The organism is Schaalia odontolytica (assembly GCF_005696695.1).
GTDB lineage: Bacteria > Actinomycetota > Actinomycetes > Actinomycetales > Actinomycetaceae > Pauljensenia > Pauljensenia odontolytica_C.
Genome location: NZ_CP040006.1, coordinates 985,921 through 1,012,724, shown reverse-complemented (window position 1 = coordinate 1,012,724; position 26,804 = coordinate 985,921). Strand labels below are relative to the sequence as shown.

The window sequence follows — 26,804 nt, the reverse complement described above, 5'->3', positions numbered from 1 at the left end:
AAGAATTGTCCCCGAAGGAAAGTAAGAACATGTCGTTTGTGTCCTCTCTGAATGAGACCCCCTACGCGCTGACCTTTGCCGGTCAGGCCACCCCGTGGCGCGCCGCCCTTGACGAGATTGCTCGCGATCCCGAGATTGCCGAGATCGTCGCCGGCGTTATCAAGGCCTCGGACCAGGTGCTCTCCCCCGTGCGCCGCTCGCTGGCCACCCAGTCGGTTGCTTCCCTGCCCTTCGAGCTGCCCGCCGCTCCCGAGTCTGCGGCCGTGACCCGCGACGTCGCTGGCCCGGACGAGGCCGCCCTGTCGGTTCCCGGTATCGTCGCCGCCCAGCTCGGTGCGCTCATCGATCTGACGCGCGCCGGCCTGAACATCGTCGCCAACCAGCCCACCGCGTTTGAGGGTCACTCCCAGGGCGTGCTCGGCGTGGAGATCGCCCGCGCGTGGATCGCCGGGGACGAGGCCCGGGCTGCCTCCGTGTTCGCGCTCGCTCGTCTGATCGGCGCGGCTGCCGCTCGCATCACGCGCCGCGCTCGCGCCCCGCACGCCGGCGACGCGACCTACATGGTGTCCGTGCGCGGCGTGTCCGACGCTCTCCTCGGACACATCATCGACTCCCTGCCGTCGACCTCGCATCCCCTCTCGATCGCTCTGCGCAACGACACTGACACGCACGTTGTGTCGGGCGCCCCGAACGACCTGGCGTCCCTCGTTGCGGCCATTGAGCGCGCCGCCGCCAAGGACAAGGCCGCGCACGACGCCCACGAGCGCGGCGGCCGCCCGCTGACCCCCGTGTGCGAATACCTGCCGGTGTACGTGCCGTTCCACTCCCCCATGCTCGCCGACGCCCTCGCCCTCGTTGACGAGTGGGCCGCCCAGTGCGGTATCGACGCCGAGCTGGCCCACTCCCTGGGCGCCGCCGTGCTCACCACCCCCGTGGACTGGCCCTCCCAGATCCGCGCGGCCACCGAGTCCGGCGCAACCTGGATCATCGACATGGGCCCGGGTGCCACGACGGTTCGCATGACCCGTGCCCTCGTCGAGGGCACCGGCGTTGGCGTCGTCGCCGCAGGCACCGCCTACGACCGCGACAAGGCCGCGACCCCCGGCTGGACCCCCGAGCCCGGCACCGACTGGTCGCACCTGCGCCCCAGCCTCGTGACCCTGCCCGACGGCAAGACCGTCGTTGACACCGCCTTCTCGCGCCTGACCGGCCGCTCCCCCGTCCTCCTGGCCGGCATGACGCCGACGACCGTCGATCCCGAGATCGTCGCTGCTGCCGCAAACGCCGGCTTCTGGGCCGAAATGGCCGGCGGTGGCCAGGTCACCGAAGAGGTGTACAACGAGAACCTTGCGGGCCTGCGCGCCCAGCTGCGCCCCGGCCACACCGCCGAGTTCAACTCCATGTTCCTGGACCGCTACCTGTGGAACCTCCAGTTCGGCCAGGCTCGCATCGTGTCGCGTTCGCGCGCGTCCGGCGCCCCCATCGACGGCGTCGTCATCTCCGCGGGTATCCCCGAACAGGACGAGGCCCTGGCGCTCATCGAGCAGCTGCGCGCCGACGGCTTCCCCTACGTGGCCTTCAAGCCCGGCACGGTTGACCAGATCCGTAAGGTCATCGCTATCGCTCGCGAGGCCGACCCGATCAAGGTCATCGTCCAGGTCGAGGACGGCCACTCCGGCGGCCACCACTCCTGGGAGGACCTGTCCGACCTGCTGCTGGCCACCTACGCCCAGCTGCGCGCCCAGTCCAACATCGTCCTCACCGTGGGCGGCGGCATCGGCACGCCGGAGCGCGCCGCTGACTTCCTCACCGGCGACTGGTCCGCTCGCTACGGCCGCCCGCCGATGCCCGTCGACGGCGTCCTCGTGGGCACCGCCGCGATGACCACGAAGGAAGCGCACACCACCAAGGCGGTCAAGGAACTCCTCGTCGCCACGCCCGGTGTGCCCGACAACGACGAGCTGGGCGGCTGGGTCGGCGAGGGCGTGACCCGCGGCGGCATGACCTCCGGTCTGTCGCACCTGCGCGCCGACATGCACGAGGTCTCCAACGCTGCGGCTGCAGCCGCTCGCATCATCGCCGAGATCGGCTCCGACGGCGCCCAGGTGCGCGCCCGCAAGGACGAGATCGTCGAGATCCTCTCCCACACGGCCAAGCCCTACTTCGGTGACCTCGAAGAGATGACCTACGAGGCCTGGGTGCGCCGCTTCGCCGACCTGTCCTACCCGTGGGTCGATCCCACGTGGCAGATCCGCTACCACGACCTCCTCCAGCGCGTCGAGGCGCGTCTGGCGCCCGTGGATCACGGTGAGGTCGAAACCCTGTTCCCGACCGTCGAGGACGTGGCCGACGCGCACGCCGCCGCCGACCGCCTGATGGCCGCCTACCCGAACGCCGCGACGACGCACGTCACCCCCATCGATGCTGCCTGGTTCCCGGCCCTGTGCCGCTCCTACCCCAAGCCGATGCCCTTCGTCCCGATCCTGGACGACGACCTCATCCGCTGGTGGGGCCAGGACTGCCTGTGGCAGGCACAGGACGAGCGCTACACCGCCGACCAGGTCCGCATCATCCCCGGCCCCGTCTCCGTGGCCGGCATCGACCGCGTCGACGAGCCCGTCGCTTCCCTCCTGGGCCGCTTCGAGGCCGCAGCAGCCGATCGCCTTGCTGCCTCCGGTGCCGTCGCGACGCCCGTCGCCTCGCGCCTGGGTAACGGCAAGCCCGCCGCTACCCGCGAGGAATGGCTGCGCAAGGTCCCCTTCATCTCGTGGACCGGCCACCTCATGACCAACCCCGCCTCCATCCTCGACGAGGATCGCGTGTCCCTGAACCCGACCGACACCGGCGTGGACATGGTCATCCACCTCGACACTGCGTGGGACAACGACCCGCGCGGCGCTGAGAAGCACGCGGTGCGCGAGCTGGTCTTCCCGCTGGTCCTGTCCGGCGAAGACGGCGCGGTCCCGGTCATCGACGAGGCCAAGCTGCCCCAGCACATGTACGCGATGCTCGCGGCGACCGCCGGCGTGACCTCCGTGTCCGTCGCCGGTGACACCGTGGACGCCCTGCCCGTCATGGTTCCCTCCACCAAGTCCGTCTTCGGCGAGGCACACTACTCCTTCACGCTGGCCCCCACCCTGGGCTTCGACCACGCCGAGGCTACGGGCGCTGCCCTGCCCGCCGACTACGAGCTGGCTGCCTGGGCACCCGACGCGCTGCTCGGTCCCGCCTGGCCGGCGATCTACGCGGCGCTGGGTTCGGCCATCCACAACGACTACCCGGTCATCGAGGGTCTGCTCAACGCGGTTCACCTCGATCACTCGATCACGCTGGAGTACACGCCCGAGCAGATGCTCGAGCGCGGCATCACGACGATCGATGTGACGAGCCACGTGGCCGCCGTCGACGAGTCCTCCTCCGGCCGTATCGTCACGGTCGCCCTCGAACTGACCTCGAACGGCGAGTACGTAGGCTCCACGCAGGAGCGCTTCGCGATCCGCGGCCGAGCCACCGGCAACCGCGCCCCCTCCGAGGCCGCGCCCTTCGGCGGCGCGAAGATCGAGGTCGTGGACACGCCCCGCTCGGTCCTGCGCCGCGTGACCGTCAAGGCTCCCGACGACATGACGCCCTTTGCGATCGTGTCGGGCGACTACAACCCGATCCACACCTCCTACGCGGCCGCCAAGGTCGCTGGCATGGACGCGCCTCTCGTGCACGGCATGTGGCTGTCGGCCACCGCTCAGCACGCGGCTGAGGCCGTTGTCGCCGGTCAGGGCGGCGCTCAGATCGCCGGCTGGACTTACTACATGTACGGCACCGTCGACCTGAACGACGAGGTTGAGATCACCGTCGAGCGCGTGGGTCGCGTCGTCGGTGGCGGTCTGTCCCTCGAGGTCACCTGCCGCATCAACAAGCAGGTCGTCTCGCGCGCGTCTGCCTACACCTTCGCCCCGAAGGTCGCCTACGTCTACCCCGGCCAGGGCATCCAGAGCGCGGGCATGGGTCTGGACGAGCGCACCAAGTCCAAGGCCGTGGACGAGGTCTGGCGCCGCGCCGATGCACACACCCGCTCGGCGATGGGCTTCTCCATCCTGGCGATCGTGCGCGACAACCCGACCGAGATCGTGGCGCGCGGCGTGACCTACCGTCACCCCGAGGGCGTCCTGAACCTCACCCAGTTCACGCAGGTTGCGCTCGCGACGCTGGCGATCGGCCAGACGGCCCGCATGCGTGAAGAGGGCGTGCTGGTTCCGGGTGCTGCCTTCGCCGGTCACTCGCTGGGCGAGTACGACGCTCTGGCCGCATACGCCGAGGTCTTCCCGCTCGAGACCGTCCTCGACCTGGTCTTCCAGCGCGGTTCCACGATGCACTCGCTCGTGCCCCGCGACGAGAACGGCCGTTCGAACTACCGCATGGGTGCCCTGCGCCCGAACCAGTTCGGCATCGACGACGCTCACGTCGTGGAGTACGTCGAATCGATCGCTCAGGCATCGGGTGAGTTCCTCCAGATCGTCAACTTCAACCTGGCCGGCCAGCAGTACGCAGTCGCCGGTACGGTCGCGGGCCTGAAGGCCCTCGAGGAGGACTCCACCAAGCGCGCCGCCGAGCACGGTGGCAAGCGTCCCTTCATGTACGTTCCCGGCATCGACGTGCCCTTCCACTCCACTGTCCTGCGCAGCGGCGTGGCGGACTTCCGTACGAAGCTCGACGAGCGTATCCCCGCGCAGATCGATCCCGCGAAGCTCGTGGGCCGCTACATCCCCAACCTGGTGGCGCGTCCCTTCGAGCTCACCCGCGAGTTCGCTCAGTCCATCCTCGACGTGGTTCCCTCCGAGACGGTGCGCGAGCTGCTCGAGGCGGAAGGCGCGTGGGACGCCGCCCTGGCCAACCCGGGTGTCCTGACCCGCACGCTGCTCATCGAGCTGCTGTGCTGGCAGTTCGCCTCCCCGGTGCGCTGGATCGAGACGCAGCGCGTACTGCTGTCGACCGAAGAGGCTGACCCCGGCGTTGCCGGCCTGGGCGTCGATCAGGTCATCGAAGTCGGCCTCGGCGCCGCCCCGACCCTGGCCAACCTGGCCTCCCGCACCCTGCTCGCCCCCGAGTTCGCGCTCTCTCGCGTCGACGTGTTCAACGTCCAGCGCGACGAACCCCGCGTCTACGCGACCGATGTCGCCGTGATCGAGGACGAAGAGGACGAGGAGATCACCCCGGCCGCTCCCGCTGCCGAGGCTGCTCCCGAGCCCGCCCCGGCTGCCCCCGCCGCCGAGGCCGCTCCGGCCCCCGCCCCCGCTGCCCCGACCGGCGGCCCCTCGGGTGCCGACGTCGCGGACCTGCCCTTCACGGCGTCCTCCGCCATCGTCGCCCTGCTGGCGCTGTCCGCGAAGATCCGCATCGACGAGGTCGGCGCCACCGACACGACCGAGTCGCTGACCAACGGCGTGTCCTCGCGCCGTAACCAGCTGCTCATGGACATGTCCTCCGAGCTGGGCCTGAACTCGATCGACGGCGCCGGCGAGGCCGACGTGGCCACGCTGTCGGCAACGGTCGACAAGGCTGCCAAGGGCTACAAGCCCTTCGGCCCGGTCCTCGCTGAGGCCGTCAAGGAGCGCACGCGCAAGCTGTTCGGCGCCGCCGGCGTCAAGGCCGGCCACATCGCCGACCGCGTGACCGGCACGTGGCAGCTGGGACCCGGCTGGGCCCACCACGTCACCGCCGAGATCGTCCTGGGCACCCGTGAGGGCGCCTCGACCCGTGACGGCGACCTGGCGACCCTGCCGCTGGATGCCCCGACGAACGCCGCTGGCGTCGATTCCCTCATCGATGCTGCCGTGGCAGCCGTCGCGGCCCGCGAAGGTATTGCCGTGTCCCTGCCGAGCGCCGGTGGCGCGTCCGGTGGCGGCGTCGTTGACTCCGCCGCACTGGACGCCTACGCCGCGTCCGTGACGGGTGAGGACGGCGTCCTGGCCAAGACCGCTCGTACGATCCTGTCCGAGCTGGGTCTCAACGCCCCCGCCCCCACCGGCGAGGACTCCTCCGACGACGCGCGCGTCATCGACGCCGTCGCCGCCGAGCTGGGTTCGGGCTGGGTCGACCTGGTCGAGCCTCGCTTCGACGCCGCACGCGCCGTCCTGCTGGACGACCGCTGGGCATCCGCCCGTGAGGACGTTGCCCGCTACGTCGCCGAAGGTACGCTCGCCGAGGGCGCGTCCTTCGTGGGCACCGGCCGCGCGGTGGCCGAGCAGGCCTCGTACTGGGCGAACCGCCTGCGCGCTGAGGGCGATCACGAACGCGCGGCTCGCCTCGAGCAGATCGCAGCCGACGCGCTGTCTTCCACCGAGGACCTGCCCTACGCGAACGACGTCGCCGTGGTCACCGGCATGACCCCCGCCTCCATCGGTGGCGCGGTCGTGGGTGGCCTGCTCGCCGGTGGCGCGACGGTCATCGCAACCTCCTCGTCGATCTCCGCCTCGCGCCTGGCTTTCGCCAAGGAGCTGTACCGCACGCACGCCGCGGGCGGCGCGAAGCTGTGGCTGGTTCCCGCGAACCTGGCCTCCTACCGCGACGTGGATGCGCTCGTGGAGTGGATCGGCACCGAGCAGACGAAGTCCGTGGGCGCCGACGTGAAGGTGACCAAGGAAGCCCTGGTCCCGACGCTGTTCTACCCGTTCGCTGCTCCGCGCGTTTCCGGCACGCTGGCTGACGCGGGCCCAGCCTCTGAGAACCAGATGCGCCTGCTGCTGTGGAGCATCGAGCGTTCCATCGCCGGCCTGTGCGCGATCGGTTCCGACACGCACGCCGACCACCGCCTGCACGTCGTGCTGCCCGGTTCCCCGAACCGCGGCATCTTCGGTGGCGACGGCGCGTACGCCGAGGCGAAGGCCTCCTTCGACGCCATCGCAACCCGCTGGGCGGCCGAACCGATCTGGGGCTCGCGCGTTTCGATTGCTCACCCCCGTATCGGTTGGGTGCGTGGCACCGGCCTCATGGGAGGTAACGACCCGATGGTCGCCGCCGTCGAGTCCGCGGGTGTTCGCACCTGGTCGACCGAGGAAATGGCGGAGCAGCTGCTCAACCTGTCGAGCGCCGAGGTGCGTGCGCAGGCTGCCACCTCCCCGGTGGACGCCGACCTGACCGGCGGCCTGGACTCCTCCATCGACCTGCGCGCCCTGCGCGCTCAGGCCGAGGCCGCCATCCCCGCTCCCCCTGCTGAGCAGCCGGTCGCGACCGTCTCTGCGCTGCCCTCGCCCTCGCAGGTCACCGTGCCGCACGTCGACCCCTCGCAGTGGGGTGACACCACCGCGTCGCTGGCCGACACGGTCGTCATCGTCGGTCACGGCGAGGTCGGCCCGTGGGGCAGTGCCCGTACCCGCGTCCAGGCCGAGCTCGGTATCCACACCGACGGCTCCGTCGAGCTCACCCCCGCGGGCGTGCTCGAGCTGGCGTGGATGACCGGCCTGCTGACCTGGTCGGACACCCCGGTGGGCGGCTGGTACGACAAGGACGACCAGCTGGTGCCCGAGTCGGAGATCTTCGATCGCTACCGTGACGAGGTCGTGGCCCGCTCCGGCGTGCGCTTCTTCCACGACGATGGCCCGCTGCACGACGGCTACACGCCCGAGTCCGCGATGGTCTTCCTGGACCGCGACATCACCTTCACGGTCGAGGACGAGGCCGAGGCTCGCTCCTACGCCGAGGCTGACCCACAGTTCACCGTCATCGAGCAGACCGCGTTCGGTGAGTGGCAGGTGACCCGCAAGGCCGGTGCCCAGGTGCGCGTGCCGCGTCGCGCGACGCTGAACCGCCGCATCGGCGGCCTGTTCCCGACGGACTTCGATCCGGCTCGCTGGGGCATCCCGGCCTCAATGCTGGATTCGATCGACCCGATCGCCGTGTGGAACCTGGTCTCCGCCGTGGACGCGTTCGTGTCTGCCGGCTTCAGCCCCGCCGAGCTGCTGCGCGTCGTCCACCCGGCGACCGTGGCCTCCACGCAGGGCACCGGCTTCGGTGGCATGCGCTCGATGCACAAGCTCTTCGTCGACCGCTTCCTGGGCGAGGATTACCCGCAGGACATCCTGCAGGAGACCCTGCCGAACGTCGTGGCTGCACACACCATGCAGTCCTACGTGGGCGGCTACGGCTCGATGATCAACCCGGTCGGCGCCTGCGCGACCGCCGCGGTGTCCATCGAGGAGGGCCTCGACAAGATCAAGGCCGGCAAGGCTGACTTCGTCGTGGCCGGCGCGATCGACGACATCCAGGTCGAGTCGATCGTGGGCTTCGGCGCGATGAACGCGACGGCGAACTCGAACGAGCTGCTTGCTCGCGGTATCTCCTCGCGCTTCGTCTCGCGCGCTAACGACCGCCGCCGCGGCGGCTTCGTCGAGGCGCAGGGTGGCGGCACCGTGCTGCTGACCCGCGCGTCGGTGGCGCTCGACATGAACCTGCCGGTCCTGGCTGTCGTGGCACACGCGCAGACCTTCAGCGACGGCGCGCACACCTCGATTCCGGCCCCCGGCCTGGGTGCACTCGCGGTGGCGCGCGGCGGACGTAACTCGGTCATCGCCCGCAACCTCGCCGAACTCGGCGTGGGCATCGACGACGTGGCCTTCGTGTCCAAGCACGACACGTCCACGAACGCCAACGACCCGAACGAGTCGGATCTGCACACTCGCGTCGGCATGGCGCTGGGCCGCACCCCCGGTAACCCGCTGCTGGTGATCTCGCAGAAGACCCTCACGGGTCACGCGAAGGGTGGCGCCTGCGTGTTCCAGGTGGGCGGCATCATCGACGTGTTCCGCACGGGTCTGATCCCCGCGAACGTCGCGCTGGACTGCGTCGACGACGCGATGGAGAAGTACAGCCCGCTCGTGTGGCTGCGTTCCCCGCTCAACCTGTCCTCTCGTGGACCGGTGCGCGCGGCGTTCGCGACCTCGCTCGGCTTCGGCCACGTCTCCGGCTTCCTGGCGCTGGTCAACCCGGCCGCCTTCGAGGCCATCGTGGAGCGCGAGGCCGGACGCGAGCGCCTCGAGGCGTGGCGTGCCGCGTCGGATCGTCGCCTGCGCAACGGCCAGCGTCACATCGAGATGGGCATGCTGGGCCACGCCCCGCTGTTCACCTCGGTGGAGGGTCGTCGCCTGCCCGACGACCCGGCTGCGGGCGTTGCCGGTGACGCGCACGAGGTCGAGGCCGCGATCCTGCTGGATCCGAACGCCCGCCTCGGCGAGGACGGCTTCTACCACCTGCCGGAAGGCAAGTGAGCGATGCGCGGACTCGGCGTTGACCTGGTCTCCCTCCCTGAGTTTGCCGCTCAGGTGAGGGAGCCGGGTTCGGCCTTCCTGAATGGCGTCCTGACGCCCAGGGAGGCCCGCCGGGTCCGCGCCCGCGCCGTCGCTACCTCTGGCGCGCAGCCCGGTTCCGCCCGCTATGACGAGGCCGTGGCCCGTCACGCGGGCGGCCTGTGGGCCGCGAAGGAGGCCTTTATCAAGGCCTGGTCGTGCGCCCTTTTCGGGTCCCCTCCTCTCATCGGTACCGATGACGTCGACTGGCACGAGATCGAGGTCATCCACGACGAGTGGAACCGTCCCGCTCTCACGTTGCACGGCCGAGTCGCAGCTGCCTGCGAGGCGTCACTCGGAGCGCCTTCCACGTGGAGAGCGCTCGTGTCCATCAGCCACGACGGGGAGTGCGCCATCGCGCAGGTCGCGATCGTGGACGCGTCCGACTAGGCGGCATCGGGCGGCTCGTCCGCGTCGCCGTCAAGAGGCTCGAACGCATCGTTTTTCGTCGCATCGGCGTGTCCGCCTTCCAGCGTCGAATAGTCGAAGCATGACGACGAGTTCCTACCCGGGTCCGAGGATTGTTCCTCGGACCCTTCGTGTTCTCCGAGCGCGGGAAGCACAGAGAGTTCTCCTCCCCCTGTGTCAGTCGGAGCGTGGGACGTCGGCTCACTCAGAGAGTGGGCCACCTCATCGGGCAGGTTGTCCGTACCCTCATCCGGCGCAGCTACGTGAGCGTGTACGTCGGTGCTCAGGTCGCCCTGGTGTTCCCCAGCCTGAGCGATGACCGCCGATCCCAGCCCCTGCCTCGTCGAATAGGGATCCCCCTGCGTCCCACCCGCCGGCTCATCGGTCGCGTGCGTGCCATTCTTCGTGAACTGGGAAGTTCCCCGTGCCAAATCGTGGCCGACCGAGGAGGCCCGGTAGACGATCGATGACCGAATCTGCCCATTACCGTCGATCCAACCGTTTGGAACGGGTCGGGCGACTACGACGACGGGATCGCCCTTGCGGCAGCTACGGAACACGTTGGAGGCCAGCGTGTCCCAGGTTTCCACCGTGTACCAGTAGGCGCCGTCCTCCACGTAGGAGGCGTTGCCCGTGCGCGCGTCGCTCGTGAAGCGCCACTTCGTAATTGCGAGCCGGAAGGTCGTCACGCAGACGTCACCCTTGACGTGCTTCATCATCGGTTCTGATCCGATACGGCCCCTCAGGGTCGTCGATATGTCCTGCATCGTTGCATCCTTTGTCCGTTCTGGCCGGCGTTGGCCGGATGCATCCAGGAAAGCCCCACATGCCACACCACTTCAAGCGCCACAGCGCGCCCTGTGGATGACGCGCGTTCACCTCGGACCCCTGTGGATAACGAGCGTTGCGTACACGCCCCTGTGGACGCCACGCTGCGCACAGCCAGCACTCCCGACGCAGCGAAGCGGCGACACCCCTCGGGGATGCCGCCGCTTGGCGTCACGAGTGACAATCAGGCCTCGGCGGCCTCGCCCATAGCGGGGATGCCCAGGGCGACGACCTCGCGAGCAACCTCGCGCGCGCGCTCAGTGGTCACCGGCTCGGACGGGAAGAGCACACGGCGGTAGTACTCGAGCTCCTGGATGGACTCCAGGATGTCCGCCAGCGCACGGTGGCCGCCGTGCTTGTCGGGCGACTCGGCGAAGGCGGCGCGGTACCAGCGCTTGGCCAGTTCCTTGATGGAAGAGACGTCCACCAGGCGGTAGTGCAGGTGGTCGATGACGGAGGGCATGTTCGCCTCGAGGAACATCTTGTCGGTGCCTACCGAGTTGCCCGCCAGGAGCGCCTTGCCCTGCTGGGGCACGAAGCGCTTGATGTAGGACAGGACCTGCTCGGTTGCCTCTTCCATGGACACAGCTGACGTCTGCAGGTCATCGAGCAGCCCGGAGGAGGTGTGCATGTTGCGCACGAAGTCGTTCATGTTGTCGAGGGCTTCGGCAGGCGGCGTGATCAGCACGTCCATGCCCGGGTCGACAATCGTGAGGTCGCCGTCGGTCACGACCACCGCCACCTCGATGAGGGCGTCGCTTGAGACGTCCAGGCCGGTCATTTCGCAGTCAATCCAGACCAGGGGGTCTTTCAAAGTTTTCACGCCTTCTATGTTAGTGCGCTCTGGGTCATACGGTTGGGTGGGACTTGGGGGCGGTGGCCACTACTACACTAGAAGGGTATTGGAAGGAGTTCCCATGACCGCTAGTTCTCACGTGACCACGCCGAAGGATATCCGTCAGGCCGCCACCGCCCTGGAGGGGGTCGCCGTTCGCACGAATCTGGATCGTTCCGAGCGTCTGTCCACCGAGGCCGGCGTCGACATTCTGCTCAAGCGTGAGGACCAGCAGAAGTGCCGTTCCTTCAAGGTGCGCGGCGCCTACGCGCGCATGTCGCTCCTGTCCCCCGCAGAGCGCGAACGCGGCGTCGTGTGCGCGTCGGCTGGCAACCACGCGCAGGGCCTGGCCTACGCCTGTGCCCACCTGGGCGTGCGGGGCACGATCTACCTTCCCTCGAACACGCCTCGTCAGAAGCGTCGCCGTATCGCGACGATTGGTGGGCAGTGGGTCGAGCAGGTCATTGTGGATGGCACGTTCGACCGCGCGAACGCGCTGGCCCAGGAGGCCGCGCGCGCCACGGGCCGCACCTACGTTCATCCCTACGACGATCCGTTCACGATCGCCGGCCAGGGCACGATCGGCGTCGAGCTCGAGGAGCAGATGCCCGAGGACACGGCGGCCATCCTGGTCCCCGTGGGCGGCGGCGGTCTCATCGCCGGCATTGCGACGTGGCTGCGTGCGAATCGTCCAGAGGTGAAGATCATCGGCGTGGAGCCCGCGGGCGCGGCGTCGATGCACGCGGCCCTCGAGGCGGGGCAGCCGATGTCCCTGGCGAAGGTCGATCCTTTCGTGGACGGCACGGCCGTGGGCCGCGCAGGTTCGCTCCCCTTCCACATCGCGTCGCAGTTCGTTGATTCCGTGCTGGTTGTCCCCGAGGGCGCGGTGTGCACGGAGATGCTGGAGCTCTACCAGTCCGACGGTGTCATCGCCGAGCCTGCCGGCGCTCTCGCGTCCACGGCCGCGCACGTGTACCTGACCGATCCGGCGGATCGCAAGGCGCTGCTGGGCCGCTCCGACGGCGCGATCGTGTGCGTGGTGTCGGGTGGTAACAACGACCTGACGCGCTACGCCGAGGTCATGGAGCGTTCGCTGCGCCACGAGGGCCTGCGTCATTACTTCCTCGTGACCTTCCCGCAGCAGCCGGGCATGCTGCGCGTCTTCCTGTCGGATGTGCTGGGTCCCGCGGACGATATCGTGCATTTCGAGTACACGAAGAAGAACAACCGCGAGCTCGGCCCCGCGCTGGTGGGAATCGATCTGTCTAACCCGGATGACATCGACGGGCTTCGACACCGCATGGAAGCCTCCCCCCTGCATGTGGAGGAGCTGCCGTTGGATTCGGAGATCACGCGACTCGTGATCTAAAGGAGTCGATACAAACGCCTGAGAGGGGCGCGGTTTCGGGGACGAGGCCGTGGCCCCTCTCCCCTTTTATCCGCCCCGTGCGGGTGCCTGGGCTGGGAGCCGCCCGGGGTGGCCGCTGGGCCGATGCGCGCGGTGGCGCGGCTGGGTGTGGCGGCGGGGTCCGCCGCGAAGGCGCTCAGGCGGCGAGGGCGACGGGGCGGGTGACGCGAACGCGCACGGAGGGGGTGGAGTTGAAGCGGTAGCCTTCGCCGCGGACCGTGGAGATGAGGTCGGGCAGGATGGAGAGCTTCTTGCGCAGGCGGCGGATGTGGGCGTCCACGGTGCGGGAGTCGGAGCCGAGCTCGGAGTCGGCCCACACGGAGGCGAAGAGCTCGTCACGGGTGACGGAGCGGTCGGCGTTGGCGGCGAGGTGGGCCAGGAGGTCGTGTTCCTTGGCAGACAGGCCGGCGTCGCGTCCGTCGAGGGTGACCTGACCGCGGTCGATGTCAATGTCGATGCGGGAGGAGCTCAGTCGCAGGCCGGCGAGAACGTCAAGGAATTCCTCGTAGGAGGTGGGGGTGTCGTTGGCGGCGCGGACGGAGGCGGCAGGGGTGTTGACGAGGGTCATGGGTGTATCCGATTCTTCGGGGCCGCACTCCCACTATCGGCGTGGGTATATCACTGCGGCGGTGATTGACAGGGGTATCTGGGGCGTCAATCACATACACATTCGCGACATCATGCCACCGCAGGGGCAGCACATGGGGTTCGCGAAGGTCGTCATGGCATTAAGTCTGTCGGACGGATTCCGTCCGAGCAACACGGCGTCCACACAATGAGACTGCGTAACAGCGTGTGATCATGGGTCGGACAGCCTATATTCGCAGACGACCACCCTGACTGCAGCCATTAATCGTTGCAATAACGCTGATAAGGCAACAGCCCGGACAGCGCATCCCATCTCCTCGATGCACCATCACATTCTGGCGCTGTTACATTCGCGGGCACAGATGCCCACTCTCTCCCCCCGGATCACCACCGCACGCGTCCGCGCGCCCGCATAGACGCAAACGGTGAGGGGCGGGACCCATAGGGCCCGCCCCTCACCTATCGCCTAGGAGAACGCTCAGCTCTCCAGGCCGCGCTGGGCACGCACTTGCCGAGTAGCAGAGACAAGGTTGTCCAGCGACGCCTTCGTTTCCTCGTAGCCACGGGTCTTGAGGCCACAGTCGGGGTTGACCCACAGGCGCGAGACCGGCACGGCGTCAGCGGCCAGGCCGATGAGCTCGGCGAGCTCTTCGGTGCCGGGAACGCGGGGCGCGTGGATGTCCCACACGCCGGGGCCGATGCCGTGGTCGAAGCCGGCCTCGGCGAGCTCGGGGACGACCTCCATCTTGGAGCGCGCCGCCTCGATGGACGTCACGTCGGCATCCAGGCCCTTGATGGCGTCGATGATCTGGCCGAACTCGGAGTAGCACAGGTGCGTGTGGATCTGGGTGTCGGGACGCACCGAGGAGGTGGCCAGGCGGAAGGATCCCACGGACCAATTCAGGTAGTCGGCGTGGCGGTCGGCATCCAGGGGCAGGAGTTCACGCAGGGCGGGCTCGTCGACCTGGATCGCGGCGATGCCGGCGGCCTCAAGATCGGACACCTCGTCGCGCAGGGCCAGGCCGATCTGGTCGGCGATTTCACCAAGCGGCAGGTCGTTACGCGGGAAGGACCACGCGATGATCGTGACGGGGCCGGTGAGCATGCCCTTGACGGGCTTGTCGGTGAGCGACTGGGCGTAGCTGGTCCAGCCCACGGTCATGGGCGCGGGGCGAGAGACGTCGCCCCACAGGATCGACGGGCGCGTGCAGCGCGAGCCGTAGGACTGCACCCAGCCGTTGCGTGTGGCCGCGAAGCCGTCGAGCAGCTCAGCGAAGTACTGGACCATGTCGTTACGCTCGGCCTCGCCGTGGACGAGCATGTCGAGTCCCAGCTCCTCCTGGAGCGTGATGACCGAGGCGATCTCCTCGCGCATGCGGGCCTCGTAGTCCGCGTCGGACAGTTCGCCGCGCGCGTTAGCAGCGCGGGCCTTGCGGATCTCGGTGGTCTGCGGGAACGAGCCGATGGTCGTGGTGGGCAGCGGGGGCAGGTGCAGGCGCTCGGTCTGAGCGGCCTCGCGCTCCAGGTAGGGCTCGCGGGCGCGGTCGGCGTCGGTGAGGGCGGCGGTGCGGCTGCGGACCTCGGGGCGCACGACGCCGGGGGCGGCGGCGCGCTGCTCGAGGACGCGGGTGGCCTCGGCGACCTCGGCGTCGATGGCTTCCCAGCCCTCATCCACGCCGCGGGCGAGGGTGACGACCTCGAGAACCTTCTGGTCGGCGAAGGCGAGCCAGGCGTGCAGGTTCTCGTTAAGGGTCGCGTCGTCCCAGGTCTCCAGCGCGGTGTCGTGGGGCACGTGCTGGAGGGAGTTGGAGGTGGCGACGGTGACGCGGGCGGCACCCAGGGCCTGGGCGGCCTTCAGGGTCTCGCGCAGCTGGGCCAGGTCGGCGCGCCAAATGTAGCGACCGTCGACCGCGCCGACGACGAGGGTGACGCCGGACAGGTCGGCGCCCGTGGGCAGCGAGCCGCGCAGCGTGTCGACGTGGAGGGCCTCGACGCCCGTCTTGGCAAGAGCAGCCACCGCGTGGGAGGCGTCGCCGTAGGGGGTGGTGAGCAGGATCTGGGGACGGTTCTGAGAGGCGGCCAGACGCTCGTAGACGCGGGCGGCCAGCTCGCCCAGCTCGACGCGGGTACGCGACAGGTTGTCCGAGGTCAGGGCCGGCTCGTCGAGCTGGACCCACGGGGCGCCGGCGGCGTGCAGGGAGGCCAGTGCCTCCTCGTACGCGGCCACGGCCTCGTCGATGCGGGTGAGCGGATCAAAGTCCGGGGTGGCCGGGTCTGCCTTGGCCAGGGCCAGGTAGGTGACAGGGCCAACCAGGACCGGGCGGGTCACGTAGCCCCACTCGCGGGCGTCAGTGAAGCGGCGGGTAATCGTGTCGTCGGCGAAGCGCAGGGGCGTGTCGGGGCCGATCTCGGGGACGAGGTAGTGGTAGTTCGTGTCGAACCACTTCGTCATCTCTTCGGGGCCGACCTTGTCGTCACCGCGGGCGAGCGCGAAGTAGAGGTCGAGGCCCTCGCGGCCGGCGAAGCGCGGCGGGATGGCACCCAAGAGGATCGTGGCGTCCAGGACGTGGTCATACAGGGAGGGCGCGTCGGCCAGGGACGCGTCGGAGGCGTTCAGGCCAAGCTCGACGAGGCGCGCCAGGTTCTCCTTGCGCAGATCGTTGGCGGCCTGGATCAGCTCGGCCTCGGTGATGCGGCCGGCCCAGCGGGCCTCGAGGGCGCGCTTGAGCTCACGGCCACGGCCGATACGCGGATAGGCCAGGATCGTGGCGGTGGGGAACTGCGTGGTCGCAGCGGACATGGTTTTCTCCTTGGGTGTGCTACTCGTTCGGCGTGCGCGGGAAACCCCGCACCCTGCCGCAGGGTGGATGGTGGTGCGCTCAGGCGCGGGTGTCGGGGGCCGAGGCCTGGGACCGCAGTGGGTCAGGCTTGACTCCCAAGAGGGTGAGGATGTCCAAGACGGGCTTGGAGCGGTTGAAGGTGTAGAGGTGGACGCCTGGCGCGCCCGCCTCCAGGACAGAGTGGAAGAGACGCGAGCCGAAGACGGCACCGAACTCGTCGCGCGCCTCCTGGTGGGGGTAGTCGGCGAGCGTCGTCAGCAGGTATTCGGGGACCTCAATACCGGTGAGGTCTTGGACGCGGCGCAGACGGGCCGGGTCGGTGGCCGGCAGCAGGCCGGGCACGATCGGGATGGTGACGCCGGCGCGGCGGGCGCGTTCGACGAAGGAGGCGTAGACCTCGGCGTCCCAGAAGAGCTGCGTAATTGCGAAGGAGGCGCCTGCGGCCTGCTTGACGAGGAGGCGCTCGACTTCCTGAGCGGGCGTGGTTCCGGCTGCCGGGTTGCCCGCGGGGAACGCAGCGACGGCGATCGTCAGGGGCTTGAAGGCGGAGCGCAGCGCCTCGCCAGGATGGGCGTCGCAGCGGCGCTTTTCGACGGTACGGATCAGGTGGATGAGCTCAGTGGCGCTGCCGACGCCGCCCGGGCCGGGCTCCCAACCTTCCTGTCCCACCGGCGGGTCTCCGCGCAGGGCCAGGAAGGTGCGCACGCCAGAGTCGAGGTAGTCGTAGACGGTGGAGACGACCTCTTCGGTCGAGTTACCCACGCAGGTCAGGTGCGCGATCGGCTGGATCGGGGTGTCACGCACGAGGCGGCGGACCGTCGCGCGGGCGTTGGAGCGATCCTTACCGCCCGCGCCGTAGGTGACGGACATGAAGTCGGGACGCACGCGCAGCAGCTGATCGACAGTGTTCCAGAAGGGTTCTTCCAGTGAGGGCTTGCGCGGGGGCATGACCTCGAAGGACAGGAGCGTGGGCTCGTGGTCGTGGGTGCAGGGACAGGCGTAGGCGTCGTCTGAGAAGGGCACGGTGTAACTCTCGGGTGGCGGCTGGCTTCCACGTGGGTGCGCGTTGGCGCGGAAGGTGTGGTGGTGGAGCGCGAGCCTAGGAAATGGCGGACGTCGGCGTCAGCTGCACATTCGGGCACGAATAGACCCGCACATGCGACGGGTGGTGTTCGTTCGTGCGTTCATGACCCCAGTATGTCCGCCTTCGTGCAGGTGGCGCAGGAGGGGTCCACGTAACGGGAGTTTGTGACAGCGCTGTCTCACATCCGTGCCAGAGATAACTGTACACAGTGCGACGATAGTGCTGCCTCCACGGCACCGCCCCGGGACACCTGTATTCCTGCCGGGGAGCGGTTCCGTTGAGAGGAGGTGACTGGGCAATGGCCAAAGACCACCGCCAGCCCCAACGGCGGCGAGGTTGTGACGGGAAGCAGAAAGCCCAGATCGCTGTAGCAGTGATCACGACACTGCCGCAGCTGATCTGGGCGATTGCATTCCTGCTTAGCGCCCTGATGGGGAGCTAAGACCATCCCGGAAACCGGGGAGTCGAACAGCGGCAACTGTTCGGCTCCCCCCCATTATGCCACGCTACCCCGGTTCGGGCAGCCACATAACGACCGACAACGATGCTTCGTGGGAGCACCCGCATCACAAGCTGGCGCCTCCGACAGGACTCGAACCTGCAACCTCGGGATTAGAAGGCCCTTGCTCTATCCATTGAGCTACGGAGGCGTGGCGCGGTGCGCCGCCTGTAAGACTAGCGGAGGTTAGCGCGCCTTTCCACCAGCGCGGCCCAGCAGGAAGGCGACCAACGGGAAGAGCAGCACGGACATCGCGCCAGCAACAACCAGCAGGGAGGCAAGCCACGAGGGCAGAACACCCGTCGTGACCCCCAGCTCGGTGACGGCGACGATGATGGGCAGGCCGGTAGCACCGTACAGGCCGATGCGCGTCGCGTCCGTCCAGCCGACTCGCTCGATCGATCCGTGGAAACGTTCGAGAAGGACGATGGGCACGCCGCGCACCACGAGAATCGCTCCGACGAAGGCGATGAGCAGGAACGGGTAGCCCGCGACGGCGCGCAGCGAGATGTTCATGCCCGAGGTGACGAAGAACAGCGGGATCAGGAAGGAGAATCCGAGGGTGCGCAGCTCCCCCTCGACCATCGTGAAGTTGCCGGGCGCCAGCGCGCGCACGATGATGCCGGCCGCGAACGCGCCGAGCACCATGTCCAGTTCCATGACCGCGGACAGCGCCATGAGGCCGGTGAGGACAACCATGACGACGCGCATGAGCGTCTTTTGCGAGGTCTGCGCCCCGTGCAGGATGGTCCGCCCGAACGCGGGGTGCTTGAGGATGAAACGCGTCGGAAGGGCGACGGCAACGACCGACGCGAGAGCGAACACGAGAAGAATAATCGCTGACGCCCAGGGGCTACGGGCGGAGAGCAGCAGCGACATGGCGATGATGGGTGCGAGTTCGCCGACGGCGCCGTGGACGAGGACAGCCTTGCCGATCGTCGTCCCCATGACGCCGGCCTCCATGAGGATGGGCAGCAGGGTGCCGAGCGCGGTCGAGGTCAGCGCGATCGCGAGCGCGATGTAGGTGGCGGCGGCGACACCCGTCGTCCCCGACGCGGCGACCGCCACCCAGGAGACGGCCAGGCCGATACCGAAGCACGCCAGCCACGTGAGCAGCGAGCGTCTCCCCGCCCGCCCATGCACCTCTTCGACGTCGATTTCGGTGCCCGCGATGAGGAAGAGCATGCCCATGCCGACCTCGCGGAACACGGAGATCGGCTCGGTGAGGGATGCGAGCCCGAGAACGTTCGGCCCGATGATGACGCCGAGGATGAGCAGCCAGACGACGTCGGGCACGCGCTTGCGCGTGAGCGAGGACAGCAGGGGCGCGATGGCCGCAGCGGCGGCAATCAGGAAGAGGGAGACGATGGCTCCCTCGGTGCCACTCGTGCTCGACGCGGCGACGAGGCCGTGGCCCACTCCCCCGCTCGCGGCGGGCAGAGACAATGGCAGGCTCATGTGCGTTCCTTTTCGGTACTGGGATTAAGCGCGCGCCGACGACCGGAAGGGTTTTCGTCGAACGCGCAGGAATTGCGGGCATGACAAAGGCCCGGGACGATAAGTCCCGGGCCCGTGCGTGGATGCGAGGTCAGCCCTCGACGTCCAGGAGGCCGTTCTTGTAGGCCTTGGCCAGGCGGCGGGGCACGCGGATCTCACGGCCGGCAACCTTGACGGTGTTCAGCTCGGTAAGATCAGCCTTCCAGGTAGACCGGCGGGTGCGGGTGTTCGCACGGGACATCTTGCGCTTGGGAACTGCCATGTCTTACCGCTCCTCTTCTTTCTCGACGACTATTCTGATCGGTGCGCCACGCGGGCGCACGGCGACAACCCGACAAGACTACCACGGACCAGCCTCTGAAGCACATCGCGAGAGCCTACGGGCCTGCGATCCTGGTTACAGACTGAGGGCATGTTCTCTCCCTTAGACTGGGCTCATGTCCGTTCTTCGCACGCTCGCCTCCGGCACGCTCCTCACCCACGAGATTGAAATCAAGCGTTCCCGATTCATTACGACGCTCGCTAGGACGGACACCCCCGAGGAGGCTCGCGAGCTCATCGACGCGGTCAAAGCCGAGCATCCGCAGGCCCGCCATAACTGCTCCGCATACCTGATCGACCCGCCGGATGCCGCACCTTTGCAGCATTCATCGGACGATGGCGAGCCCTCGGGCACGGCCGGGACCCCGATGCTGGAGGCCCTCCGTGCCTCCGACACGTGGAACGCGACGGCGGTCGTCACCCGATACTTCGGCGGAATCCTCCTGGGCGGGGGTGGCCTCGTGCGGGCCTACTCCACCTCAGTCTCCGAGGCCGTCGCCCGCGCCCCCATCGCCTACCTCGTCGGGCGTGACGTCCTCGAAACCCAGCTGAGCCCCGGGGACGCGGGTCGCATTGAAGCCGAGCTTCGCGCGCGAGGAGCCGCGATCATCGACACGATCTGGGGCGCGGACGTCACGCTGCGTATCGCCATTGATCCGAGCGACCGAGACGCGATTGACGCGTGCCTGGCCCAGGCCTCATCCGGTGTTGCAAAGTTTCGCTACGTGGAAACACGGCGGATTGAACTAGACGAGGCTCCGAGCGCGGGATGACAATTCAGGGGTACACCTGCTTAGGAAGGACTCCTCATGGCTCGTATCGCCTCCACCGTCGCCGATCTGATCGGCGGCACCCCCCTCGTCCGAATTAACCACGTTGCCGGTGACGGCGTCGACGTGGTCGCGAAGGTCGAGGCCTTCAACCCCGCCTCCTCCGTGAAGGATCGCATCGCCCGTTCGATCATCGACGCGGCCGAGGCCTCGGGCGCCCTGGCCCCCGGCGGCACGATCGTCGAGGCCACCTCCGGTAACACGGGTATCGCCCTGTCGATGGTGGGCGCGGCACGCGGCTACAAGGTCGTCATCGTCATGCCCGCCTCGATGTCCGTCGAGCGCCGAGCGATCGTGCGCGCATTCGGCGCCGAGCTGGTCCTCACCGACCCGAAGGGCGGCGTCTCCGCGGCCGTTGCCGAGGCCGAGCGCATCGCTTCCGAGCGTCCCGGCGCCATCATCGCCTCCCAGTTCACCAACCCCGCCAACCCGGCCGCCCACGTGGCGCACACCGGCGAGGAGATCTGGGCCGACACCGACGGCCAGGTTGACGTCTTCGTCGCCGGCGTTGGCACGGGTGGCACCATCTCGGGCGTCGCGAAGGTCCTCAAGGAGAAGAACCCGAACGTGCGCATCATCGCCGTTCAGCCCGCCGAGTCTCCCCTGCTGACCGGCGGTACCCCCGGCCCGCACGGCATCCAGGGCCTCATGCCCAACTTCGTGCCCGACACCTTCGACGCGGACATCGTGGACGAGGTCATCTCTGTCGAGACCGCACAGGCCCTCGAGTTCGCTCGCCGCGCTGCCGCCGAAGAGGGTCTGCTCGTGGGCATCTCCTCGGGCGCTGCCCTGGCGGGCACAGCCGCCGTCGCCGCTCGTCCCGAGCTGGCCGGCAAGAAGATCGTCACGCTCCTGCCCGACACGGGTGAGCGTTACCTCTCGACTGCCCTGTTCGCGGGCCTCGAGGACTGATCTTTCCAGCTTGACGCGCTAAGGTGGCCCCGGATGGAATGTCCGGGGCCACCTGTCCGTTTCCGTCTCAGTCGACCATCCAGGAGGAACTCGTGAAGCTCACAGTACGCGCCCTGTCGAAGACCCTCTCGCGCGCCCTGCCCACCCGGGCGCTCGGGCTCTTCCGAGAGGACCTCGTGACGGCGCAGCGCCGCGACCCCGCGGCCACCTCCGCCCTGGAGATCGCACTGACCTACCCGGGCGTGCACGCCCTGTGGACTCACCGCGTCTCCCACGCTCTGTGGGCTCACGGTGCCCGCACCCCCGCGCGCGTCCTGTCCTCCATGGCCCGAGCCGTCACCGGCGTGGACATTCATCCCGAGGCCACCATCGGGCGCCGCGTCTTCATCGATCATGCGACGGGCGTCGTCATCGGCCAGACCGCCGAGGTCGGCAACGATGTCGTCATCTTCCACGGCGTCACCCTCGGCGGCGTCGCCATGACGCCGGGCAAGCGCCACCCCACCGTCGGTGACCACGTCATGATCGGGGCGGGCGCAAAGGTACTGGGACCCATCACCGTGGGCACGGGTGTCAAGATCGGCGCGAACGCCGTCGTCGTCAAGGACGTGCCCTGTGGCAACGTCGCAATCGGCGTGCCCGCGCGTCTGCTGCCCAAGCCGGAAAAGGATACGCGCGACCGCGATCTCATCGTCGATCCCAACTACTTCTTCGAGGAGCCGGCCCTCTACATCTGAGGGGCATTCGCCCTCGTCAGATGCGGTCTGTGAGAATCCGTTCAAGACCCATGACAAAGTGAGCATCCTCACCTATAGTTGGTTTATGGAAGCTCGAACTCTACATGCCCCCCTGGACGCGTTGTCAGCGGCGAATCGGCCTCAGGGTATTGAGATCGCCACGCTCACAACATTCGACATCCCCGCGCTCGCGGTGCTCACCCTCGAGGCGTACGACGACGACGTCACGCCCGAGGCGCTCTTGGAAACCTCCGAAGAACTACGCCTGACGTTTGAGGGCGCTTTCGGGGCGACCACGGAAGACTCGTTCATCGGCGCCTGGGACGGGGGAACGCTCGTCGGAGCGATCCTCGTCGTCCGCGAATCCCCCTGGGATGATGCGCCGGACGGCCCCTTCGTGGTGGACCTGATCGTCGCCCCCGACTACCGCAGGCGCGGCATCGCGACCGCCCTCGTCTCCGAGGTCGCGACGCGCTGCTCGCAGTGGGGATTCGACACCCTCGCCCTGCGCCTGGATACGCGCCACGGCGGGGCCCGCGAACTCTACTCGGTTCTCGGATTCGAAGAGATCGCCTGACAACGGGCGAGGAGTGCGAGCCTTGCGGCCCGCACTCCCCTGACGGTTCTTCGCGCGCTCAGCGCTGGCAGGACGGACACCAGAACAGGCGTCGGTTCTGCATGAGCGCCTCGCGGATCGGCGTCCCACAGCGCAGGCACGGGCGGTCCGTGCGGTGGTACACGTACCAGCGCGAGGCCTCCTCGTCACCCTCAATCGGCGGATTGGGGGCCTCCTCCGGATCCATCGTGTCCAGGCGACCTGCGGCCAGGCCGCGGTTCATGAGGTCGCAGATCAGGACCCACAGCTCGCGCAGGCGCTTGATGGAGATATTGGCGCCCTTACGGTGGGGCGAGATGCCCGCGAGGAACAGGGCGTCGGCACGGTAGATGTTGCCCACGCCCGCGATAATCGACTGATCCATGACGATCTCGCCAATCGCGCGCTTCTTAGAGTGGGCGACCTGGGCAAAACGCTCCATGGCCTCGACATCGGAGCGGGCCCCCGCGTCTAGGGGATCCGGCCCCAGCTTCGACTCGGCCTTGATGCGCTCCTCGTCCGTGATGAGGTCACAGCGGTTGGGGCCCACAAGGTCGGCGACGGCATGGTCGTTGAACAGACGCAGGCGCACGGCACCGACCGGCTCCGGCGGCTCCCACTCCCCCGCCTTGGCCTCGCCAAAGCCCTCGCCCCAGCGGGTCTCGGAGTGGCCGTTCCACTCTCCCTTCGGGACGTTGGGGATGCGGTGAGCGACGCCGTGCCCCTCGTCGACGACGGTCTCGTCGCCGTTGAAGCGCCACCAGCCGTACAGACCCAGGTGGATATGCACCCACCGGTCCGGCCAGGGAGCATCCTCGGGCAGGATCGGCTCCCCACTGCCGGCCGCGGCACCCTCCAGGAGGGCCACCCCGGCCTCGTACGTCTCACCTTCGATGGGCGGGACAAAGCCAATGAACATGTGTTTGCCGTGCACGCGCACCCGCTGCATGACCCACCCGTCCAGGAGGGCTGCGGAGGACGCGAAGCGCCCCTGCGGGGACGACGCCGAGACGATACCCCCGACGAAAAGCTCGTCGAGGGTACCGGCTAGGCGACGGACTGCATCGCCTTCAGGCATGCGACCTCACTTCTTGACGACGACGTTGACCAGCTTCGGCGCACGGGCGATCACCTTGAGGGGATCTGCCCCGCCGAGGGCCTTGACGATCGGTGCCTCGGCCAGGGCAGCCGCGACAAGGTCTTCCTCAGAGATGGAGGGAGCGACCTCGATGCGGGCCTTGACCTTGCCGTTGACCTGGACAACGGCCGTGACCGTGTCTTCCTCCAGCAGCGAGGAATCCTCGACGACCGGGAAGGGCTCGCGGGCCAGGGAGGCCTCGTGGCCCAGGCGGCTCCACAGCTCCTCACACAGGTGCGGGGCGACCGGAGCGAGCATGAGGATCAGCGGTTCGATGGCGTCGCGCGGGACGGCGTCCAGGCTGGTCAGGTGGTTGTTGAGGACAATGAGCTTGGAGATCGCGGTGTTGATGCGCAGGTTCTCGTACTCTTCGGTGACCTCGGCGATCGTGCGGGCCACGAGGCGACGCGTCTTGTCGTCCGCGGGCTCGTCGGTGACCGTGAGCTCGCCGGTCTCCTCGTCGACCGCGTTACGCCACAGGCGCTGCAGGAAGCGCTGGGAGCCGACGACGGCGCGGGTCTCCCACGGGCGCGACAGGTCGAGGGGGCCCATGCTCATCTCGTACACGCGGAAGACGTCGGCGCCGTAGGCGTCGTACATCTCGTCGGGCGTGACGATGTTCTTCAGGGACTTGCCCATCTTGCCGTACTCGCGGTTAACGGGCTCGCCCTTGTAGGTGAAGCCGGTCGTCTCGTCGCCCTCGACCTCGTCGGCGGGCACGTACTGGCCGCGTGCGTCGGTGTAGGCATAGGCCTGGACGTAGCCCTGGTTGAAAAGCGTGTGGAAGGGCTCGGAGCCCGGCACGTGCCCCAGGTCGAAGAGGACCTTCTGCCAGAAGCGGGCGTAGAGCAGGTGCAGGACCGCGTGCTCGACGCCGCCGACGTACATGTCGGTGCCGCCGCTAACCTTGCCCTCGCGCGGACCCATCCAGTAGGCCAGGTTCTCCTCTCCGGAGAAACGCTTCGAGTTCGTCGGGTCGGTGTAGCGCATCTCGTACCAGCACGAACCCGCCCACTGGGGCATCGTGTTGGTCTCACGGCGGTAGGTCTTGGGGCCATCGCCCAGGTCGAGGGTGACGTTCACCCAGTCCTCGGCGCGGCCCAGCGGGGCCTCGGGCGAGGATTCGGCATCGTCCGCGTCGAAGGTTCGCGGGCTGTAGTCGCTGACCTCGGGCAGCTCGACGGGGAGCATGTCCTCGGGCAGGGCGTGCGCGACGCCGTCCTCGTCCCACACGATCGGGAAGGGCTCGCCCCAGTAGCGCTGGCGGCTGAACAGCCAGTCGCGCAGGCGGTAGGTGACGGTGCCGTGGCCCAGGCCCTTGGCGACCAGCCACTCGATCATGGCGGCCTTGGCCTCGTCCTTGGCCAGGCCGTTGAGGTCGATCTCGTCGTTCGCGGAGTCAACGGCCACGCCGTCGCCCGTGTACGCGCCGGCCTCGAGGTCGGGGCCGTAGGGGTCGTCGGCCGGGCCGATCGTGCGCACGATGTCGAGGTCGTAGACGCGGGCGAACGCCCAGTCGCGGTCGTCGTGGGCAGGCACGGCCATAATGGCGCCGGTGCCGTAGCCCCACAGGACGTAGTCGGCAACGAAGATCGGAACGGGGCGGCCGTTGACCGGATCGATGCCGAACAGGCCGGTGAACACGCCGGTCTTGCTGCGTTCCTCGTCGGCGCGCTCGGCCTCGGACTTCGCGGCGGCCTGGGCGCGGTAGGCGCTCACGGCCTCCTTCGGGGAGGCGGCGCCTCCCGTCCACGCGTCCTTCGTGCCCTCGGGCCAGGAGGCGGGCAGCGTGAGGGCGGCCTCGTCGCCGGCGTCGCCACCGACGGTTCCACCGAGAATCGGGTGCTCGGGAGCCACGACCATGAAGGTCGCGCCGAACAGCGTGTCGGGGCGCGTCGTGTAGACGTCCAGGGAGTCGAGGGAAGCGCCAGCCTCGCGCGCGCCGGGCACGTCGAAGCGGACGGTCGCGCCCTCGGAGCGGCCGATCCAGTTGCGCTGCATGGTGCGCACCTTTTCGGGCCAGTTGATTGTGTCGAGGTCGTCGGACAGGCGCTTACCGTATGCGGTGATACGCATCATCCACTGGCGCAGGTTGCGCTTGAAGACCGGGTAGTTGCCGCGCTCGGAGCGGCCGTCGGCGGTGACCTCTTCGTTGGCCAGGACCGTTCCCAGGCCAGGGCACCAGTTGACGGGGGCCTCGGAGACGTAGGCGAGGCGGTAGGAGTCGACGACCTTCGCCTGGGCGACGCGGTCCAGGGAGTTGTAATCGGAGCCGTCCTCGGGGCGAATCTCGCCGGACTCGAGCTTTGCGATCAGCTCGGTGATCGGACGGGCCGCGCCCTGGGAGCCATCGGGAGCCGTGGCCTCGGGATCGAACCAGGAGTTGAAGACCTGCAGGAAGATCCACTGCGTCCAGTGCACGTACTCGATATCGGTGGTCGCGAAGGAACGGCGCGAGTCGTGAGACAGGCCCATGCGGCGCAGCTGGCGGCGCATGTTCGCGATGTTCTGGTTCGTGGTGATGGCCGGGTGCTGGCCGGTCTGAACGGCGTACTGCTCGGCGGGCAGACCGAAGGCATCGTAGCCCATCGTGTACAGGACGTTGTCGCCCTTCATGCGGCGGTAGCGCGCCAGCGTGTCGGTCGCGATGTAGCCCAGCGGATGACCCACGTGCAGGCCCTTACCCGAGGGGTAGGGGAACATGTCGAGGATGAAGAAGGGGTTGTGGGAGGCCAGCGGGCCAGCCAGGTCGCCCGTGGGGTTGTCCGCGTAGAACGTGCCCAGCTCCTCCCAGCGGTCCTGCCACTTCGTCTCGATCTGACCTGCGAGCTCAGCGGTGTAGCGCTGGGCCGGGGCACTCTGCGGATTTTCGCTCATCTGTGCGTTCCTCGCTTAACGATGGGTCGCGTAACAATACTCCCCACCAGGGTAGTTCACGCCCGCCCGCCC

At 68.4% G+C, this 26,804-nt stretch carries 16 protein-coding genes and 1 tRNA gene; 7 read left to right on the top strand and 10 right to left on the bottom strand.

The window, feature by feature from the left end:
- Positions 1-29: 29 nt before the first annotated feature.
- Positions 30-9,257 (top strand): type I polyketide synthase, encoded by a 9,228-nt coding sequence (locus tag FBF35_RS04415; protein WP_138134106.1) that lies wholly within the window; start codon positions 30-32, stop codon positions 9,255-9,257.
- Positions 9,258-9,260: 3 nt separating this feature from the next.
- Positions 9,261-9,725, top strand: a complete 465-nt coding sequence (locus FBF35_RS04410; RefSeq protein ID WP_060567004.1) for a holo-ACP synthase — start codon at positions 9,261-9,263, stop codon at positions 9,723-9,725.
- On the opposite strand, the gene FBF35_RS04405 is transcribed toward FBF35_RS04410, so the two are convergent.
- Together FBF35_RS04405 and orn are read right to left on the bottom strand one after the other, a co-directional pair.
- Positions 9,722-10,510 (bottom strand): single-stranded DNA-binding protein, encoded by a 789-nt coding sequence (locus tag FBF35_RS04405; RefSeq protein ID WP_060567002.1) that lies wholly within the window; start codon positions 10,508-10,510, stop codon positions 9,722-9,724. The two genes, FBF35_RS04410 and FBF35_RS04405, sit on opposite strands and share 4 nt — an antisense overlap.
- A 245-nt stretch (positions 10,511-10,755) precedes the next feature.
- The gene (gene orn / locus FBF35_RS04400; RefSeq protein WP_131726643.1) at positions 10,756-11,403 is read right to left on the bottom strand and encodes an oligoribonuclease; all 648 of its coding nucleotides are present in this window, start codon (positions 11,401-11,403) and stop codon (positions 10,756-10,758) included.
- An 85-nt stretch (positions 11,404-11,488) separates the two neighbouring features.
- Between orn and ilvA the strand changes: the two genes are divergently transcribed.
- Positions 11,489-12,775, top strand: coding sequence for a threonine ammonia-lyase IlvA (gene ilvA / locus FBF35_RS04395; protein ID WP_034463622.1), 1,287 nt, complete (start codon positions 11,489-11,491; stop codon positions 12,773-12,775).
- Positions 12,776-12,950: 175 nt separating this feature from the next.
- Here the strand turns inward: ilvA and FBF35_RS04390 are convergent, their stop codons facing one another.
- The 6 genes from FBF35_RS04390 to rpmF form a co-directional block, all read right to left on the bottom strand.
- Positions 12,951-13,382, bottom strand: a complete 432-nt coding sequence (locus tag FBF35_RS04390) for a winged helix-turn-helix domain-containing protein (RefSeq protein WP_060566998.1) — start codon at positions 13,380-13,382, stop codon at positions 12,951-12,953.
- A 498-nt stretch (positions 13,383-13,880) separates the two neighbouring features.
- Positions 13,881-16,202, bottom strand: a complete 2,322-nt coding sequence (metE, locus tag FBF35_RS04380; RefSeq protein WP_060566994.1) for a 5-methyltetrahydropteroyltriglutamate--homocysteine S-methyltransferase — start codon at positions 16,200-16,202, stop codon at positions 13,881-13,883.
- A 79-nt stretch (positions 16,203-16,281) separates the two neighbouring features.
- Positions 16,282-17,265 carry a methylenetetrahydrofolate reductase gene (locus tag FBF35_RS04375; protein ID WP_060566991.1) on the bottom strand — a complete coding sequence of 328 codons (984 nt, stop codon included), beginning with the start codon at positions 17,263-17,265 and terminating at the stop codon, positions 16,282-16,284.
- Between the two features lie 635 nt (positions 17,266-17,900).
- Positions 17,901-17,976 (bottom strand) — tRNA-Arg (locus FBF35_RS04370).
- Between the two features lie 35 nt (positions 17,977-18,011).
- Positions 18,012-19,283, bottom strand: a complete 1,272-nt coding sequence (locus tag FBF35_RS04365; protein ID WP_060566988.1) for a cation:proton antiporter — start codon at positions 19,281-19,283, stop codon at positions 18,012-18,014.
- 130 nt (positions 19,284-19,413) lie between these two features.
- On the bottom strand, positions 19,414-19,584 hold the full coding sequence (gene rpmF, locus FBF35_RS04360) for a 50S ribosomal protein L32 (protein ID WP_003792889.1): 171 nt from the start codon (positions 19,582-19,584) through the stop codon (positions 19,414-19,416).
- A gap of 175 nt (positions 19,585-19,759) precedes the next feature.
- Here rpmF and FBF35_RS04355 point away from each other — a divergent pair, with 175 nt between their 5' ends.
- From FBF35_RS04355 to FBF35_RS04340, 4 genes are all read left to right on the top strand, one after another.
- Positions 19,760-20,416: a YigZ family protein gene (locus tag FBF35_RS04355; protein WP_060566986.1), complete on the top strand. Its 657-nt coding sequence runs from the start codon at positions 19,760-19,762 to the stop codon at positions 20,414-20,416.
- A gap of 36 nt (positions 20,417-20,452) precedes the next feature.
- Positions 20,453-21,385, top strand: coding sequence for a cysteine synthase A (gene cysK, locus FBF35_RS04350; protein ID WP_060566984.1), 933 nt, complete (start codon positions 20,453-20,455; stop codon positions 21,383-21,385).
- A gap of 92 nt (positions 21,386-21,477) precedes the next feature.
- Complete coding sequence (gene epsC / locus FBF35_RS04345; protein ID WP_060566982.1) at positions 21,478-22,122, top strand: serine O-acetyltransferase EpsC; 645 nt, start codon at positions 21,478-21,480, stop codon at positions 22,120-22,122.
- 85 nt (positions 22,123-22,207) lie between these two features.
- Positions 22,208-22,699, top strand: coding sequence for a GNAT family N-acetyltransferase (locus FBF35_RS04340; RefSeq protein ID WP_060566979.1), 492 nt, complete (start codon positions 22,208-22,210; stop codon positions 22,697-22,699).
- Between the two features lie 58 nt (positions 22,700-22,757).
- Here FBF35_RS04340 and FBF35_RS04335 read toward each other — a convergent pair whose 3' ends face one another.
- Both FBF35_RS04335 and FBF35_RS04330 read right to left on the bottom strand, forming a co-directional pair.
- Positions 22,758-23,795, bottom strand: a complete 1,038-nt coding sequence (locus FBF35_RS04335) for an Fpg/Nei family DNA glycosylase (RefSeq protein ID WP_060566977.1) — start codon at positions 23,793-23,795, stop codon at positions 22,758-22,760.
- A gap of 6 nt (positions 23,796-23,801) precedes the next feature.
- Positions 23,802-26,732, bottom strand: a complete 2,931-nt coding sequence (locus tag FBF35_RS04330) for a leucine--tRNA ligase (RefSeq protein ID WP_060566975.1) — start codon at positions 26,730-26,732, stop codon at positions 23,802-23,804.
- Positions 26,733-26,804: the final 72 nt, after the last annotated feature.